Raw genomic sequence first — 17,825 nt, forward strand, 5'->3', positions numbered from 1 at the left:
ATAACCGGTGTGGCGTATCCGTTAAAACATGGAATAGAGCAGCGCTGATACGGTCAGCACACCGCAGATCATAACCATCATGGAAACCAGTCCACGCAGTGGTTTCAACGCTGGACGGGTGAAAATTAACCACGTTGGGATAATAAACAGGAATATCGCAATCAGTGGTCCGCAGACGGTTTCAATCATATTGATAACATCTGGGTTTATATAAACCACCAACGATGTGACAATAAACATCAATACTGAAATTGCTAACTTAATATGCTTAATCTGGCTAGCGCGCTTTATTTTGAACAGGTCCGCCGCCAACACATTAAAGGTTTCGGCAACCGGCATTGAAATCCCTAAAAATGATTTGGTCATCCCCAAAATAGCAATAAACGGTGCCAGATAAAGAATGGCGCTCATCCCGCCGTTACCACCAATGACCGATAACACGTTCAGGTTCTGCGCTTTCGCCATCTCAAATGTCTCGCGAGGCGTACTCAAAATACAGCTCAACACGAAGAAGATGATGCTGAAAAAAATGAGCGCGTAGGCACGACGAATCACGCGTACGGACTGGCTCTCACCTCCATGTCCCGGCTCACGATACCAGGATGCCAGCGCCGGAATAAGCGGAGCCGAGCACAGTGAAAAGGCAATTAACGGCAGCGTGAGCCATAAATCTTTCAGCGAACTGCTCATTGATGACGATTGCGTCTGCTGCCAGGCATGGGTGATATTGCTGAAATCCCACGCGGGGATCTGCGAGGCGGCTATTGCGATGATGGCAATGGCAAACGGTAGAGCCAGCGCACTCATGGTGCTGACGACCTTATCGCGACCTTTACTCAACACGAGGTGCAGAATAAGCAGTACGACCAAAGTCAGGATGCCACGGTTAATTCCAGCGACGTGCAGCCGCTCCGTTAAAAAGTGGCTCAGGGCATTTATCAACGAAACCGCGTACACCAGCGTGACCGGGTAATGCGCGACGCAGAAAAACAGCTTCATTGCCTGACGGCCTTTGACACCGAAAAATGACCCAAACAATGGCAACGTTTGATCGGCTTGGTCGTGGCCTTGGTGATCACGCATAAATACGCGACAGATGAGCACATGCGGAATCAGCGCGAGGGGGATGGCGAGTAGGAGTAGCATAAGAAAGATCAGCGGGCCGCGCGTACCAATTTCAACCGGTAGGAACAGCGTACCTGCTCCTACCGTTGCGCCATAAACACCCATCATCCAGATGGTATCTTTTGGGGTCCATTGAGGACGAGACTGCGCTGTTTCTTTAATCATAATACTCATAAATATTGAAAAATAACGCGAACGTTAACGGTGAGTTATTTGGGGTAACGTGAAAGGGGAAGAAAAATAAGTGGAGTAAATGCTTTATATATTTACAGCAGTTATGTCTTGCATACCTTTAATTTGATACTACTGGCTATTCTGCACGAGCAGCAAGTGGTTTTTGGAGTTATTCGGAAATTTACCGACATTGATAATAATATTTCACATTATGGTAACGTATTGACTGCGAAGAAAAGAATCGGTGAGGATTCACCGATTCTTTCAATGATTAATTACCCCAGCGATCTTTGAGGTAATTCACTGCGTCCTGCGTTTGAGGCTGTTCGAGATAGCCTTCACGGAAGAGGATCGTGCCGTTAATGTTGCTGGCAGATTCATTGAGGTCGATCTGTTTTTTCAGCTCCGGTACGCCGCCTTCAATGGTCCAGTCGGGCTCATTCTTTGAGGGCTCGCCGATTTTATACAGCGCAATGCCAATGTAGAGGCGCGTGTTGGTTGGCTTAACGACATCTGCCCACCATTTTGCCAGCACATCGTAGCGCGCAGCATCGCGGGCAAATGGCCAGTACAGCTGCGGAGCAATGTAGTCGAGCAAACCTTGCTGCACCCATTGGCGGGTATCGGCATAAGACTCGTCGTAAGCCGCGGCACCGCGCGTATCCGAACCCGCAGGATCGTGCGAGCGGTTACGCCACACGCCGGCCGGGCTCACGCCAAATTCCACATTAGGATTAAGCTGCTTAATAGTGCGCGATACCTGAGATATCAGCTGCTGGGTATTGTGGCGACGCCAGTCGGCTTTGGAGGCAAATCCCTGGCCATATTGGCGGAAAGTGGCATTGTCATTGAGCGCAGAGCTACGAGTTTCAGTATAAAAATAGTCGTCAAACTGTACGCCATCGATAGGGTAGCGAGAAACCACCTCCGCCACGATGCTGGTTATCCAGTCTCGTGCTTCCGGGATGCCCGGGTCGACAACAAAACGATCGCCAGATGTGCGGATCCAGTCGCGGTGCAGCACATAAACGCTAGGCGGCGATTGCGTCAGCGTATTGTTGAGCGCAGCAATGGTTGATGGTTTTGTGTTTACCGATACCCGGTATGGGTTAAACCATGCATGCACTTTCATTCCGCGCTTATGGGCTTCATCTAGCACGAACTGCAGCGGGTCATACCCAGGATATTCGCCAATATTACCGGTCATCATATCCGACCACGGCAAAATGCTGGATTGCCACAGCGCAGTCCCATCCGGCTTGACCTGAAAGAAGATGGTATTAATTCCAAGACTCTTGAGGTTGTCGAGCTTCGCCCGCATGGCCGTTTGTTGCTGGTTAATACGCAACGTGCTGCTGCCGGCATTAATGGAACTGATTGGCGGCCAGTCCAGGCGGGACACCGTTGTTAACCAGACGCCGCGCATCGGTTCATTGCTGTGTTCGGTTTTACCCGGCGTTGAGGTAGACGGTGATTTAACCGGGGTCTTTGAGTCACAGCTCACCAATAAAAGTGCGGCGGCAATCAACGCGCCGGCCGTTTTCATTTTCGACATACGGGAAAAGCTAAAAGAACGGAGAGTCATAGATTCGGTTGTTCGGGTTGTCACGAGTGAGGAACATTCTCTTACTATTGGCGATGAAGTCAATCGCAAAGCCAGCAGAGAATAGGGGCTTTGTTTATCCAGAACAATGAATCTGCTGTTGGAGCGAAGCGATCCCTTATTATTTTGATAAAAAACGATTATTACTTTGAGAAAACTGCTTATCGATGGTGAGCGAAGTGTCTGAAAAAACGCGCTACCGCTGCAGCCAGGCCAGAAGCAGCGCCAATGCGGGGATTAAAAATAGAAGATAAAATCGAAACGACTCGATAGCCCAAGGTTGAGACCTGCCTGAACGACAGGCAGGCTCATCCAGAAAAGTACGATTGCGGAGAGAACAAGACGAATGAGCATAGTGTTTCCTGATAGTGAGCGTGAATAACGTGGCGCTGGGATGTGACTCCCAGCGCCCAATGGCGATTATTCATCCGGGTGTTGCTGTTTTTTCACCTTACGCAGCAGTAAAAACATCCGCATTGTGCGTGGCTGTCGCTGCGATGCTGGGGTATCGGGAATCAGGCCGGTATGTTTGTTGTAGCCGTTGAAAAACAGATTCAAGGTGACGGCGCTGAAGGTGGCCAACATGATCCCGCTGTGCAGCAGCGGTTGTAGTGCAGTCGGGAACTGTGAGAAAAAGTCCGTTGAAAGGGTTGGCGTCAACCCCACGCCAAGACTGATGGCCACGATGTAGAGGTTGTAACGGTTAGTGGAATAGTTAATCCGCGCCAAAATGCGGATCCCAGTGGCGAGGACCATACCAAACATCACAAGCCCTGCACCTCCCAGCACGAACTGGGGAATTGAAGCCACCAGCACCGCCATTTTAGGCACCATGCCGAAGATAATCAGAATACCGCCGGAAGCCACGCAAACCCAGCGGCTATGTACGCCAGTAACGCCCACCAGCCCGATATTCTGCGAAAATGAGGTATGCGGGAAACTGTTGAAAATGCCGCCAAAAATCGTGCCCACACCGTCAACTCGCAGTCCCCGCACGATATCCTGCGGGGTAAGCTTACGGCCAACGATCTCGCCCAGCGCCAGGAACATGCCCATCGACTCAATAAACACGATGATCACCACGGCGGTCATGGTCAGAATAGAGATGGGATCAAAAACCGGTGTACCCAATGCAAACGGAGTTACGATGGCGAACCACTTTGCATTATATAAACCGGCGAGATTAACCTCATTCATCATCATCGACAGAACAAAACCAAAAATAATGCCCAGCAGCACGGCTACGTTCGACATAAAGCCTTTGGCAAATCGGGTAACCAGCAGAATAAATAGCAGTACAGCAAATGAAATACCGAGATAAACGGGGCTACCATAATGAGGATTGCCTTTACCGCCAGCGGCCCAGTCAATACCGACCTGAATAATACTCAGACCAATCGAGGTAATGACAACACCGGTTACCAAGGGTGGAAATAATGGCATCAGTTTGCCGATTAACGGTGCAATCAGCGTGGTGATAATCCCTGCGCCAATGGTCGCACCAAAAATCCCCATCAAACCAATATCCGGGTTAATCCCAATGGCAATCATCGGCGTCACCGCTGCAAAGGTGACGGACATAATGACCGGCAGGCGAATGCCCAATACGCGGCCAATGCCGATACATTGCAATAAAGTCACGATCCCGCAGCAAAAAAGGTCTGAGCTTATTAAAAGTGCTACGGTATCTTTACTGAGACCAAGACGGTTGCCAATCATTAAGGGGACGGCAACCGCACCTGCGTACATCACCAAAACGTGTTGTAAACCAAGGATGACCAACTTTCCCGGAGGAAGCAGGCGGTCCACCTCATCAGTCGCCTGGTGGCTATCGGTCACCGAAGGGGGTTGAGAATCAATGGCGCTCATAATTGTTTCTCCAGAAGGTATTTACACAGGCCTGACATGGCCCTCAACGGATAAATATAAGGATGCAGAACACGCCTATGCGTCATGCTTAGGTGATGCCAGTTTTGCTAACTGCAGCGATAAAAATGCCGAACTGGGTGGGGCATCACATAAAAAACAGAATAAAAAGAAAGAAGCGGCAGAAATTGAATGGACTTGATGAATATCGTCTCACAATGAGATAAGTCTCATGAGGAGGTATCGCAATTTGATTCTTTGAAAATTGAATATCTATTTTTAGCGGTGGAATTAAACAAGGTTTTTTAGATCTCGCTCGCAAAAATAAGCCATGGTCGCCATTAAGTATAAAGCGTGTCTAATTATTGCATAGCAACCCTTGATGAGATGAATAAATAACAAAAGGGAAGCCGATGAATAAATTTATTTTTGCCGATACGTCACGCTGTATTGGCTGCTATGCCTGCGAAATCGCCTGCGTTACGGCTCACCATGATGATACCTGGCCTCAGCGGCGGCAGGATTATCAACCTCGACTGAATGTTATTTCCCAGCCTAAAGAGAGCCATGTCGCAACCTGTCGCCACTGCAATGACGCACCATGCGTGGCCTCATGCCCGACTGCTGCTCTCTATCTCGCCGACAACAGTATTCAGCTTAACCCGCAAAAATGTATTGGCTGTAAAAACTGCGCCGTCGCGTGCCCATTTGGCGCCATCAGGATGGTGGCAGCCAATAAGGGTTCGCCACAGCTGGCGCAAAAATGCGATCTCTGCCGTGACCACGCCAGCGGGAAGCCTGCCTGCATTCGCGTTTGTCCCACGCAGGCTCTGCGTTTAATGGATGAGCCTGAATTAAACGCTTTAGGTCGTGACAGGCGAAAAAAGATCGCACAAGGGCAGCCGGGGCAACCTCGTCTGCTTAGCTATCGCGAGACATTTCTCGCCAGGCCACCACGCGTTGGCGCTCGGAAAATCGCGGCGGCCACACGGAAAATGCATTTTGCTGAGATCTACCACGGTTTGAATCAGCAAGAGGCTGAATATGAAAGCGATCGCTGCCTGCACTGCGCCAGTAAAGCACAATGCAACTGGACTTGCCCGCTACATAACTCAATCCCCGAATTTCTTCGTCTTGTACAGCAAGGCAAGATCGTCGAAGCCGCAGAGCTTTGTCATCAGAGCAGCTCGCTGCCGGAAATCTGTGGTCGGGTTTGCCCACAAGAGCGGCTGTGTGAAGGGGCATGTACGCTCAAGAACGCCGGCGGTTCGGTCATGATTGGCAATCTGGAGCGCTATATCACCGATACGGCGCTGGCCATGGGCTGGCGTCCACAGGTTGGTGCCATCACGCCGCGTAAGGAGCGCGTTGCCATTATTGGCGCCGGCCCAGCGGGGCTTGGCTGTGCGGATATTCTGGCGCGAGCGGGCGTTCAGGTGGATGTTTTTGATAAACATCCAGAAATTGGCGGCCTGCTGACTTTCGGCATTCCGCCTTTCAAACTGGATAAAGATCTTCTCCGCGTCAGGCGGACGTTATTTAGCGAAATGGGCATAACGTTCTACCTCAACCAGGAGGTGGGGCGCGACATCACATTTGGCCATCTGGTCGATGAGTACGATGCGGTGTTTCTTGGTGTAGGCACCTACGGGTTGATGGCGGCGGGGCTGGATGGGGAAGAGGCTCCTGGCGTTATTCAAGCGCTACCATTCCTCACGGCCAGCACTCGGGAAGTCATGGGACTTGAAGCCAGTGCAGAATATTCGCTCATCGAGCTTAAAGACAAACACGTCGTGGTGTTAGGCGGTGGGGATACGGCGATGGACTGCCTGCGTACGGCGGTACGTCGCGGCGCGGCCAGCGTAACCTGTGCCTATCGGCGTGATGAAGTCAGCATGCCTGGCTCCAAAAAAGAGGTGATAAATGCGCGGGAAGAAGGCGTCGAATTTCAGTTTAATGTTCAGCCGCAGTACATTCAGCGCCATCGGAAAGGGCACATCACCGGCATCGGCATGATCCGTACCGATATGGGTGAGCCGGGTGCCGATGGCCGTCGTCGCCCACGCCCCATTGTGGGCTCAGGTTTTGAATTGCCAGCCGATGTGCTGATTTTGGCTTTTGGTTTCCAGCCGCATGATATGCCATGGCTACGTGGCCACGGTGTCGAACTCGACCGCTGGGGGCAAATTCAGACCGGGGGCGAGGGGCGCAGTACCACGCAGACCGGGAATGAGAAGATATTTGCCGGTGGCGATGCGGTGCACGGCGCCGATCTGGTGGTGACGGCAATGGTCGCAGGACGGCAGGCCGCTCGCGATATGCTCACTTTGTTTGAGAAAAAGGAGGCCGTGTGACCCACTTTATTCTGGCGGATGCGGGATCCTGTATCGGTTGTCGCACCTGCGAGGTGGCCTGTGCGCTAGAGCATCAAACTAATAGCTCGGACTTCTCGCCACGTTTAACAGTCCTCAAACTTAACGCGCTAAGCGTGCCGGTGATGTGCCATCAGTGTGGCAATGCACCCTGTATTTCTGCCTGCCCGGTGGGGGCCTTGTATTTAGGTGACGACCGGGTTGAGGCCGATTCCTCTCGCTGTATCGGTTGCCAAAGCTGCGTTGTTGCCTGTCCCTTCGGCGTAATTTCGATAAGCCAGCGCATGGAGATAGTGAAATGCGATCTTTGCGCGGAACGCGAGCACGGTCCCGCATGCGTAGAAGTGTGTCCGACATCAGCACTGCGCAAAATCACCGCTGAAGACCTTATGATCATGCAACAGCAACGTAAGCGAGCCACGGTATTCTGAGCAATCAAATAAGCCGCAGCGTTAATACTGCGGCTCGGAGGGAGATGAAGTGGGTTAGTTCAGCGCATCCATACGTTTCCACATTTTTGCCGCCGCTTTACGGGCTTCAGCAAAAATCGGTTCGCAATCGAAGGTAAACTCTCTGTTTTCATACACCATCATGCCGTTGACCATGACGCTATGCACATTGTTTGACCCCATGCCAAAAGCGATATGCCCAGCGATATTTTCCGCCAGTAGCGGCGTTGGCGCCAAATAATCGGCGATGGTTAAATCGGCTTTATACCCCGCCTCAATGCGGCCAAATCGCGCGTTAAAGTTACGGCTCAGGAGCACATTGCCGTTGCTTAGCGCGCGGGCAAAACTGTCTGGCCACCATGCACCGCCCGCATCACGATGCTTGAAGAAGGCAAACTTCAGCTCCTCAAACATGTCTGAACCGATGCCGTCGGTACCCAGCGCCAGATTGCGGTATTGCGGGAGCCGATGGTTATAACCAACATGATTGTTCATATTGGAACGGGCGTTGTGCACCAGGAAACCATCCTGTTCATTCAACAGCGCAATATCTGCGTCGGATAGATAAAGTCCGTGGGCAACGAGCGTTTTGCTGTTGATAAGGTCATATTCCGCTAGCCTCACCAGCAGGTCTTTTCCGTAGTGGTGATGACTGTGGGATACATCGTAGCTGTCTTCGGCGGCATGAATATGCAGCCCGCGACCAGTGGCTTTTAACGCCTCTTTCAGCATCGACAGACCATCGTCGGTAACAGTGAATGGGGCATGCGCACCGATATGCGCCTCTACCAGGTAGGGTTCGCGTCCGGCTTTACGGGCCTGGTCAATCTCATTGGCAAAGCGGATATTTTCTTCCACGCCTGCCTGCAATTCTTTTTGCCCACCGTTACGGTCGGTGGTTTCAAAGCAGGTCATTCCGCGTAGGCCAACCCTAAGAAACGCATGGCGTAACTGGCTTAGCGAACCATTAATATAATGGGGTGATGCATGATGATCGATGACCGCCGTACAGCCGCTGCGAATAGCCTCGAGTGAACATATTAACCCGCTGTAGTAGAGCGATTCTTCGTCCAGCGCGCGGTCAAGGCGCCACCACAAATTCTTCAGCGTAGAAATAAAGTCCGGGCTCGGCGCAATATTGGCTTGAATACCGCGCGACAAACCGGAGTAGAAGTGGTTGTGGGAGCAGACATTGCCCGGCATCACCAGCCGACCGTGCATCTCTTTGACGGTAGCCTGAGGATAGTGGGAAGCGATGCCGCTGCCGACGGCAATGATCTCTTCATTTTCAATGACGATATCAACATTGTTTTCTACCTTCGCTGGATGAACCTGGACAGCGGTAGCATTTTTCAGGATTAGCATACTCATGCGGCGACGGCTCCCAGAAGATAATGATGGTGGTGGTAAACGTGGCTAATGATGCGGCACATCGCGTCAAGCTGCGTTGGGATTTGCGTGAACTGACCTTTATCATCCAGCGTCAGTAGCCAGGTTTTATCATCCTGACGAATGTGCACCTGTTGGCCTTCTACCAGGAACCCTGGATTGCTGCTGTTCGCAAAATCCTGTGGCAGGCTAAAGACGGTGACTTTGTCTTTGTACGGTTTTCCCTGCCAAGGGCAGAACTGAGCGCAGTTACCGCATTCGTTACAGTAAGCGTCGAGGTGAAGTGTCTGATAGCGGTTTTCAAAACCCGGTACGGCGATAGAGACGTTGGCGCGGTTCGGACAAACGTCCACGCATTTGCTGCAGACGTAGTTGCATTCCAGGCAGCGGGCCGCTTCCTGGGCAACGAATGCTTCACGGTCGTCCTGATCAACATTCGCAATCACAATTGCCCCTTTACGGGCATACACTTCTGATGGATCAACGTTGTTCCAGCGTTTAGTGCCGTGATGGCTGCGAATATTCTCACGTGCCAGAATGGCATCGGTCGCCCGACGGGCATTGCCAATCGCGGAAACGATAGAAGAAGGACCGCGCTGGACATCGCCTATCAGGAAGACGCCAGAATGGCGGGTTTCACCTTCGGCATTGACCTCCGGCCATCCGTATTCATCGAGCGGGATTCCCATGGCGGCGAGTGCCGCGCCATCCTGCTGTTCACCGATCGCGGTAATCAGCGTATCTACTTGTAACGTGCAGGTTTCGTCAGTTTCGACTGGGCGACGGCGACCTTTTTCATCCGGTTCGCCCAGCGCCATGATGCGAACCGTGAGGGTGCCATCGGCGTCAAATTGCTCGGGGTTATTGAGGAAACGGAAGGCGACCCCATCGTGAAGTGCTTCCTCATACTCTTCACGCCAGGCGGGCATTTCCTGCTGAGAACGACGATAAATAACGGTGGCTTGTTCCACCCCCGGTACGCGCAGCGCGGCTCTGGCGCAGTCCATGGCGGTATTCCCGGCACCGACGATCGCAACGTGCTTACCTAGCTGGAGGTTTTCACCGCGGTTATATTCGCGCAGAAATTGCAGCGACTTGCGTACGTTAGGGTTATTACCACGCAGTTTCACTCCGCTGTTTTTATCGGTACCGGTGCCGACCAGCACGTAGCGGAAACCTTCCTGCTGTAGTTTTTCGACTGTCAAATGCGGGTCGCAGCCATAAACAATCTCAACACCGTGGCTGACCACAAAGTCGATATCCTGCTGGATAAGCTCACCGGGAATGCGGAACTGGGGGATGATATTACGTACCACGCCGCCGGCGTTCTCTTCACGCTCAAATAACGTGACACTGTAACCCGATCGAGAAAGGAAATAGCCAGCGGCAAGCCCCGCAGGGCCCGCACCAATCACCGCTACCGGATGCAGGGTGCCCGAGCCCGCCGGTTTATGCCAGCGGCGCTGGTATTCATCCCAGCCTTTTTCCAGTGCGACTTTTTTTAGCTCGCGAATGTTCAATGCACTATCGTAATCGAGTCGAGTACAGTTGTACTGACACTGGTGATCGCAGATATGCCCGGTAATCGCCGGCAGTGCATTGCGTTGGTAAATAAGTTCCAGCGCATCAGCATAGCGCTTTTCACCCAGCAGGCGGATGTACTCCGGAATATCCTGTTTGATCGCGCAGGCCGTCACGCAGGGTGCAACGTAACAGTCAGTCATTGGCAGTTTTTCTGCCACGTTGATGCGGTCGTTCGGCTTCCACTGTTTTTGGGTGTACTCCATGCTAACGGCTTTTTCCGCCAGCGCGTTAAGGCGTTTGATGTCCACCTGGGTCATTCCCCAACCATCGGACTGTTCCAGTTCGCGCATGCACTCGCTTAAACGCAAATAGCCACCCGGCTTGAGAAGATCGGTGGCCATCGTTATGGGGTGAATACCGGTTTCAAAAATCTCGCGAATGTTGAGCTGGCTGGCGCCGCCGGAGTAGGAAATAGGCAACTTGCCATCAAATTCCCGCGATAGCAGGGCGGCGACGTTAATAGAGAGCGGGAACAGCGCTCGCCCGGACATATACATTTCGTCGCCAGGCAGCGCGCCTTTGTTGTTCACCGTGCCGAGCGTATTGGTTAGTTTGACGCCGAAACCGAGTTTTTTCTCTTTTGCCAGCGCCATCAGGCGTTGCAGCATGTCAAGCGCCTGGCCGATTTTGAGATCGTGATTGAAAGATTCTTCATTTAGACCGATGTAGTCAAACCCACAGGTATCGAGGATTTCACGCACGCGCGGGTAACCCAGCAGCGTTGGATTGAGCTTAACGAAGGTGTTGATACCTTTTTCTTCAAGCATATAGCGGCAGATCGCTTCAATCTCATCCGGCGGGCAGCCGTGCATGGTCGACAGCGTGACCCCTTGCACCAACTGCGCAGGTATGCGATTGACCAATGTTTTCAGGCCCGGTGTGCCGTGGTGAGCAAGGAATTTATCGTCCGTAATCCAGTGGTTAAGCGTCGCCCGGTACTGAGCAAATTGCGGAGTTTTGCTGGCATCCATCATACCGTCGATGAATTGTTGCATCGGCGGCTGTTTGATTCCATCGAGGTTGTAGCCCACGCTCATATTAAAAATAAAGGATTTTCCCGCTTTCATCGGTGTGAGAGGGAGAATTTCCTCGAGTAAATGCAGGATAAACCAGGCTTTGAGATATTCGTCCGCTGCTTTCACCAGCGTGAATTCGGTTGACCATTCGGTATTGAAGCATTCGTCTTCCGCGTCAATACAGGGTTTTTCCAGCTCGAGTCGGTCAAGGATTTGCACCGTTTTCAGCTCAATGAACCGTCCACCGGTGAGCCATGAGGTCACAATATTTTGTGCCAGCTGTGTATGAGGGCCTGCGGCCGGGCCAACGGGAGTCGCGCAGCTTTCCCCAAAAACGCTGAGCTGACGGTGAACGGCGGGCGAGTAGAACTGCTGTTCAGGAATACCAAAAATAGAACGGTGCTGTTGGTATTCATCAAAAATACGCGTCAAAAGTTCCTCAAACGGAACAGGACGCATGATATCTCCCATAACCCTCTCCTTAGACTTTCTGGTTTAATCACATAAGCCGGACAGCGAGCGTTCCGACGCAATGAGAGAGCAGGAGCAACAATCACACCAGTTATTTCATCGAAGGATAGTGAGATGAATATTTGTGAAGGAGATCTAAACTTAAGAACACTTTGTGAAATATCTCACCATGACTTAATGAGAATTAAAATCAATCACCGAAAGCGGCTTTTATTATTTATCAATACCAGTCTGAATCTATCAATATGAGAATATCACGAGGAGAGTCGAATATTCAGACGCCGCTGTAGGCGTAAAAAATCCTCTGGCGTATCGATATCAAAGAGAATATCTGAATAATCAATCGGCAGTCGTAGATGCTTATCGGCCAGCAGGCGCTGGCGTACAGAGTGACCTTGCCCATGTTGTAAACAATGCAATAGCGTTTGGCGTGCAACGAGTATGGGGTGGCCTGGTATACCTTGATACTCCGGAAGCAATGAGCCTTTAATCCTTTGTAACCAAAGAGAATGAAAGATGGGTGATGTTAGAAAGGGCAAATCCCCGTGGGTGATAAAACAGTAGTCCTGAGTTAGTGCTTGTGCGCCAGCTTGCACCGATGATAGCAGGCCTTGTTCATAATTGGGGTTATAAACGATGGTAATGCCGGCTCTCTCATAATAACGTTCAACGAGTTCCTGATGCCGATATCCACACACCAGAATAATATGTGAACAAAATGATTGCGCATTTCTAATACTTGTATCAAGTATTGTCCCTTCCTGACAGGGTAACATCATTTTCCATTGCCCCATTCGGCTGGATAATCCGGCAGCGGTAATAATACATTCAACCTGCGTCATTTTTTCCTCAGGATAATGGAATAGAAGTCAATATATGGAAAATATACCCGGTGTTGCTGAACTGTTCTGTGATTTAAACGCTGATACCCGCCCGTTACTCATTTCAGCAGTGGGTGCCGGGGGGAAAACCAGTACGTTGCTATGGCTAGCCACTCTTTTTGCGCAGTCGGGCCGCAGGGTATTACTCACCACGACCACCCATATGTGGCTGCCACAATCCCTTCCAATCCTGTTTTGCCGGGATCCACTAGCACTTCCAGCCTCCAGCTGGCAGCGCCCGATCGTAGCCTGTTATTCCGCATGGCTTGCAGAGGTGGGCAAGGTCAAAGGCTTTTCGCCGCAGACGATAGATTGCCTGATGGCACAGGGTAACGTTGACGTTGTGCTGGTAGAAGCTGACGGCGCTCACGGTTTTGCATTGAAAGCGCCAGCTGAGCATGAACCTTGCATCCCTCAATCCAGTTGTTGCGTAGTTGCTGTCATGGGAGCAGGGATGCTCGGAGAAATGCTTGGGCCAGCAAGCGTTCATCGCTGGCCACTTTTTTCCTGCGTAACCGGTGCGGCAGAAGGAGAACGCCTGACATGGCCGGTACTGCAGCGTTTGGTCAGCCATCCACAGGGGGCGTTCAAAGGCGCGCCGAAAGGATGTCGACGGATAGCATTGTTTAACCAGCTTTCTCAAAATGAGAATTTACCGCCGGATTCGCTGATGGTTGACGGTGCGGTGGATGTCATCTGGGCTGGGGCAGTACAGGAGCAACCGGCAATTACGCACAGACAAGTGAGAACGTGACTCCATTCTGGGGTGGTGAAGGATATCCATTTGAGGTTGTTATGAATATTTTCTCAGAAGCGGCAAGACTCGAAGAACAAAACCGTCCGTTTGCGATGGCCCAGATTGTTGATAGCCGTGGTTCAACGCCCCGACATTGCGGTCAAATGTTGGTACGCGACGATGGCAGCATTGTCGGGACAATAGGGGGAGGCATGGTTGAACGGCGAGTCATTGATGAAGCGCTGGATGCCCTGCGTAATAAAACCTCACGCATGTTTCATGGCCGAATGGCTCGAACCGGCAGCGATGCCGTCGGTTCAGACTGCGGCGGCGCAATGTCGGTTTATATCAGCGTCCACGGCCTGCGGCCAAGATTAGTCCTGATAGGTGCCGGACATGTCAACCGGGCCATCGCTCAGAGCGCAACCCTATTGGGTTTTGACCTTGCCGTGGCGGATATTTATCAGGAAAGCCTTAATCCGGATCTTTTTCCCCCCTCCACCCAGTTACTGCACGCCGAAAGCTTCGGTGCGGCAATCGAGAAACTGGCCATCCGGCCAGATAACTTTGTACTGATCGCCACCAATAATCAGGATCGCGAAGCGTTGGATAATCTTGTCACCTTACCAACTGCCTGGCTGGGGCTTTTGGCCAGCCGCCGTAAGGTGCAGGTGTTTTTACGTCAACTGCGTGAAAACGGGGTAGAAGAAGAGGATATTGCGCGTTTGCATGCGCCGGTGGGTTATAACATCGGCGCTGAAACGCCAAACGAAATTGCTATCAGCGTGTTAGCGGAAATCCTGCAGGTGAAAAATCAGGCGCCCGGAGGGCTGATGATGGCAAGCGAGTCATCTTTACAGCCAATGCGGGTGGTTATTCGCGGTGCTGGAGATATTGCCACCGGCGTGGCCATGCGCCTTTGGCATGCGGGATTTAAAGTGATTATGCTAGAAGTGGAGAAGCCTACGGTGATCCGCTGTACCGTGGCGTTCGCCCAGGCTGTATTTGATGGTGAAACGACGGTAGAAGGGGTCACTGCCCGGCGAACGATGTCGGTCAGCGAAGCCCTGAAGGCGGCTGATAACGGCGAGATCCCCGTGCTGGTCGACCCGCTATGTGAAAGTTTGCTCGAGCTGCAACCAGGATGCGTGGTCGATGCCATTTTGGCGAAAGAAAATCTGGGAACCCACTGCGGGCTCGCGCCTTCAGTGATTGCACTAGGACCGGGTTTTTGTGCTGGAAAAGATTGCCACGCGGTGATTGAAACCAATCGCGGTCACTGGCTGGGACAGGTGATTTATGCCGGTTGCGCGCAGGAAAATACCGGCGTACCGGGCAATATTATGGGGCATACGGCGAAAAGAGTCATCCGCGCACCGGGGCCTGGCGTAATGCGTTCCCGCGTCAAACTGGGCGATATTGTCAGCGAAGGGGATATTATCGCAACGGTTGGTGAACATGAGATTCTGGCACCGCTGGGCGGCATGGTTCGTGGCCTATTAAACGATGGGCTGGTTGTCGACAGCGGTTTTAAAATTAGCGATATTGATCCGCGTGGCGAGAATGCGGATTACACCAGCGTCTCCGATAAGGCGAGAGCCATTGGTGGTGGGGTGCTTGAAGCTTTGATGACGCTGATGAATCAACGCATTAAACAGCAGAAGAAGCCGCTAACCACGGTGTAATTAATGCTGTCCGGCAATATGATTGATTGCCGGACAGGCTTTAGAATTTACCCGGACGCGGGTCATCATCCGGCCCGGGTTTTCAGATTACCCTTCAATAATTGTCCCCGTTTTACCTTCAATACCTTCTTTCGCTTTACTCAAAACGGTAATGAGTGCTTTACGTCCTGGACGTGAACGGGCAAACGAGGCTGCGGCTTCCACCTTCGGCAGCATCGAGCCTTTAGCAAAATGGCCTTCGGCAATAAAACGATCCGCGTCGCCCAATGTTAATTTGTCCAGCCACTGTTCATTTGGTTTACCGAAGTTAATCGCCACCTTTTCGACTGCCGTCAGAATTATCAGCATGTCGGCATCGATCATCGCTGCCAACTTGGCACTCGCCCAATCTTTATCAATCACTGCGCTGGCACCGCGCAGGTGGTTGCCTTCACGAATCACCGGGATCCCGCCGCCACCGACGGTAATCACCACCTGATGCGCATCCATCAGTGCTTTAACCGTCTCTTTTTCAATGATGTCTACCGGCATTGGTGAGGCAACCACCCGGCGATAGCCGCGTCCGGCGTCTTCTTTCAGCGTATAACCATTGCGCGTAAGCTGTTCGGCCTCTTCTTTGCTAAAGAAGGAGCCAATAGGTTTTGTCGGGTTGCTAAAGGCCGGATCGTTGGCATCTACCTCCACCTGCGTGACGAGGGTCGCCACGGGAATTGGCATGTTGCGCGAGAGTAGCTCTTCGCGCAGCGCATTTTGCAGGTCATAGCCGATATAGCCCTGACTTAGCGCCACACATACCGACATCGGCAACATCGGCGTATGGGCCTCCGTTTTCGCGGCCGCCTCAAACGCGAGGTTAATCATCCCCACCTGCGGACCATTACCATGGGTAACGACCACTTGATGTCCTTGGGCTATCAGATCAACGATGGCCTGTGACGTTTGTCTCACCGCCTTCATTTGCCCCGCCAGATCGTCACCCAACGCGTTGCCGCCAAGGGCAAGCACAATTTTTTTGCTCATTCATTCCTCTCTTTAAGATGCAAACCCACCGGCTGGAAGCAAAGTGGGTGAAAACGGGTTACGACGAAGGAAACGGCCCTGACCAGCGACGCCACAGAACGTGCCGTTACTGAAAATGACGCGGCCACGCGAAAGGGTCTGGCGAATTGAGCCCTGGCAGATAAAACCCTCCCACGGCGAATAGTCAGCGTTATCGTGCAGCATGTCGTGACGGATAGTGGTAGTGCGGCGTGGATCGATGATCACCACGTCGCCATCGGCACCGGGAGCTAATTTGCCTTTTTGCGGCCACAGGCCGAATAGCTTCGCAGGATGGGTGCTGGTGAGTGCGACGAATTGTTGTGGCGAGATGCGCCCGGTCATCACGCCGTGGGAGAACAGCAGCAAAAGACGGTTCTCCACACCGGGTAACCCGTTCGGACAACGGCTGAAGTCACCGTTTGATAACTGCTGGCGTTGCGCCGACGAAAACGTACAGTGGTCGGTTGCCAGCACGTCAATACTGCCGTCAACAATACCGCACCACAGCGCATCATTGTTGCTGGCGTTGCGCAGCGGCGGGCTCAGCAGATAATTCAGCGCGTCTTCACGCTCGTAGCAACGATCGTCGAGCAGCAGGTATTGCGGACAGGTTTCTACCCATACCGGCTGATGACGCGCGCGGGCTAGCCGTAGATAATCAAGTCCTAAGCCATTTGACAGGTGAACAATATAAAGCGGGGCATTGCCTGCCAACTGGGCAAGGTTAATCATCCGCGCGATCGCCTCGGCCTCGCACTCCAGCGGCCGACTCAGTGCGTGATAGCGGGGGGCCGTTTTACCCGCGGCCAGAAATTCAGAGCGCTTACGGGCTATTGCCGCATCATTTTCGGGATGTACCGTGGTTAACGCCCCCGCCTGATGAAGATGACGCATCGCCTGCAGCACTTCATCATCGTTGAGTTTGTATTGGTAGGTGAGGTAGAGCTTAAAGCTGCTGATTCCCGCCTCGACCATCATAGGAATTTCGTCGAGTATGGCGTGGTTGATATGCTGTATTACGCCGTGAAAACTGTAGTCGATTACCGCTTTGTAGGCGGCGTATCCGTGATAGGTTTCAAGCTGATGTCGTAGCCGGCATCCCGCAGGACCGAATCCCATATGATCAACAATGGTTGTTGTTCCGCCACAGGCGGCCGCACGCGTTCCGGTAAAGAAGTCATCGCAGCTGCGAGCAAGCCCGGTATCAATATTAAAGTGCGTGTGAACGTCAACGCCGCCGGGCATCACATAGCAACCGCTGACATCAATAATCTCGCAGGGTTGTTCGACGCTTATCTCGTCGGCGACCTTGCTGACTAAGCCATTTTCGATTAACAGGTCCTGTTGTGTCTGACCGTCGGCGTTGACGATCGTGCCGTTTTTAATCAGTACTCGCATACAATGCTCCAGACTCCCGCCGCGAACGACGGGAG

Annotated in this window: 13 protein-coding genes; 5 read left to right on the forward strand and 8 right to left on the reverse strand. The window is 52.3% G+C overall.

Features of this window, described 5'->3' with window-relative positions; translation table 11 throughout:
* Nucleotides 1-21: 21 nt before the first annotated feature.
* From KP80_RS05470 to KP80_RS05480, 3 genes are all read right to left on the reverse strand, one after another.
* Nucleotides 22-1,233 (reverse strand): AAA family ATPase, encoded by a 1,212-nt coding sequence (locus KP80_RS05470; protein WP_052282596.1) that lies wholly within the window; start codon nucleotides 1,231-1,233, stop codon nucleotides 22-24.
* 337 nt (nucleotides 1,234-1,570) lie between these two features.
* Entirely contained in the window at nucleotides 1,571-2,845 is a 1,275-nt protein-coding gene (locus KP80_RS05475) for a glycoside hydrolase family 10 protein (protein WP_052282597.1), read from the reverse strand.
* Nucleotides 2,846-3,322: 477 nt separating this feature from the next.
* Nucleotides 3,323-4,771, reverse strand: a complete 1,449-nt coding sequence (locus KP80_RS05480; RefSeq protein WP_052282581.1) for a nucleobase:cation symporter-2 family protein — start codon at nucleotides 4,769-4,771, stop codon at nucleotides 3,323-3,325.
* Between KP80_RS05480 and KP80_RS23040 the strand changes: the two genes are divergently transcribed.
* The 3 genes from KP80_RS23040 to KP80_RS22230 all read left to right on the forward strand — a co-directional run bounded on the left by KP80_RS23040 (nucleotide 4,761) and on the right by KP80_RS22230 (nucleotide 7,571).
* On the forward strand, nucleotides 4,761-4,970 hold the full coding sequence (locus KP80_RS23040; protein ID WP_156315598.1) for a hypothetical protein: 210 nt from the start codon (nucleotides 4,761-4,763) through the stop codon (nucleotides 4,968-4,970). The genes KP80_RS05480 and KP80_RS23040 overlap by 11 nt on opposite strands.
* A gap of 211 nt (nucleotides 4,971-5,181) precedes the next feature.
* Entirely contained in the window at nucleotides 5,182-7,122 is a 1,941-nt protein-coding gene (locus KP80_RS05485) for an FAD-dependent oxidoreductase (RefSeq protein ID WP_052282582.1), read from the forward strand.
* Nucleotides 7,119-7,571 carry a 4Fe-4S dicluster domain-containing protein gene (locus tag KP80_RS22230; RefSeq protein ID WP_072129049.1) on the forward strand — a complete coding sequence of 151 codons (453 nt, stop codon included), beginning with the start codon at nucleotides 7,119-7,121 and terminating at the stop codon, nucleotides 7,569-7,571. The genes KP80_RS05485 and KP80_RS22230 overlap by 4 nt, the downstream gene beginning before the upstream one ends.
* A gap of 54 nt (nucleotides 7,572-7,625) precedes the next feature.
* Here the strand turns inward: KP80_RS22230 and ssnA are convergent, their stop codons facing one another.
* From ssnA to KP80_RS22235, 3 genes are all read right to left on the reverse strand, one after another.
* The gene (ssnA, locus tag KP80_RS05490) at nucleotides 7,626-8,960 is read right to left on the reverse strand and encodes a putative aminohydrolase SsnA (RefSeq protein WP_052282583.1); all 1,335 of its coding nucleotides are present in this window, start codon (nucleotides 8,958-8,960) and stop codon (nucleotides 7,626-7,628) included.
* Complete coding sequence (gene ygfK / locus KP80_RS05495) at nucleotides 8,957-12,049, reverse strand: putative selenate reductase subunit YgfK (RefSeq protein ID WP_052282584.1); 3,093 nt, start codon at nucleotides 12,047-12,049, stop codon at nucleotides 8,957-8,959. The genes ssnA and ygfK overlap by 4 nt, the downstream gene beginning before the upstream one ends.
* Nucleotides 12,050-12,303: 254 nt before the next feature.
* Nucleotides 12,304-12,891: an NTP transferase domain-containing protein gene (locus tag KP80_RS22235; protein WP_072129050.1), complete on the reverse strand. Its 588-nt coding sequence runs from the start codon at nucleotides 12,889-12,891 to the stop codon at nucleotides 12,304-12,306.
* 34 nt (nucleotides 12,892-12,925) lie between these two features.
* On the opposite strand from KP80_RS22235, the gene yqeC reads away from it, so the two are divergent.
* Both yqeC and yqeB read left to right on the forward strand, forming a co-directional pair.
* Nucleotides 12,926-13,684, forward strand: a complete 759-nt coding sequence (gene yqeC / locus KP80_RS05500) for a selenium cofactor biosynthesis protein YqeC (RefSeq protein ID WP_052282585.1) — start codon at nucleotides 12,926-12,928, stop codon at nucleotides 13,682-13,684.
* Between the two features lie 41 nt (nucleotides 13,685-13,725).
* A complete protein-coding gene (yqeB, locus tag KP80_RS05505; RefSeq protein WP_052282598.1) occupies nucleotides 13,726-15,351 on the forward strand; it encodes a selenium-dependent molybdenum cofactor biosynthesis protein YqeB in 1,626 nt (541 codons plus the stop codon).
* Between the two features lie 87 nt (nucleotides 15,352-15,438).
* On the opposite strand, the gene arcC is transcribed toward yqeB, so the two are convergent.
* Together arcC and hydA are read right to left on the reverse strand one after the other, a co-directional pair.
* Nucleotides 15,439-16,371, reverse strand: a complete 933-nt coding sequence (gene arcC / locus KP80_RS05510) for a carbamate kinase (protein ID WP_052282586.1) — start codon at nucleotides 16,369-16,371, stop codon at nucleotides 15,439-15,441.
* Between the two features lie 12 nt (nucleotides 16,372-16,383).
* Complete coding sequence (hydA, locus tag KP80_RS05515; protein WP_052282587.1) at nucleotides 16,384-17,790, reverse strand: dihydropyrimidinase; 1,407 nt, start codon at nucleotides 17,788-17,790, stop codon at nucleotides 16,384-16,386.
* Nucleotides 17,791-17,825 lie beyond the last annotated feature (35 nt).

Source organism: Kluyvera genomosp. 1, from assembly GCF_001266615.1.
Taxonomy (GTDB): domain Bacteria; phylum Pseudomonadota; class Gammaproteobacteria; order Enterobacterales; family Enterobacteriaceae; genus Kluyvera; species Kluyvera cryocrescens_A.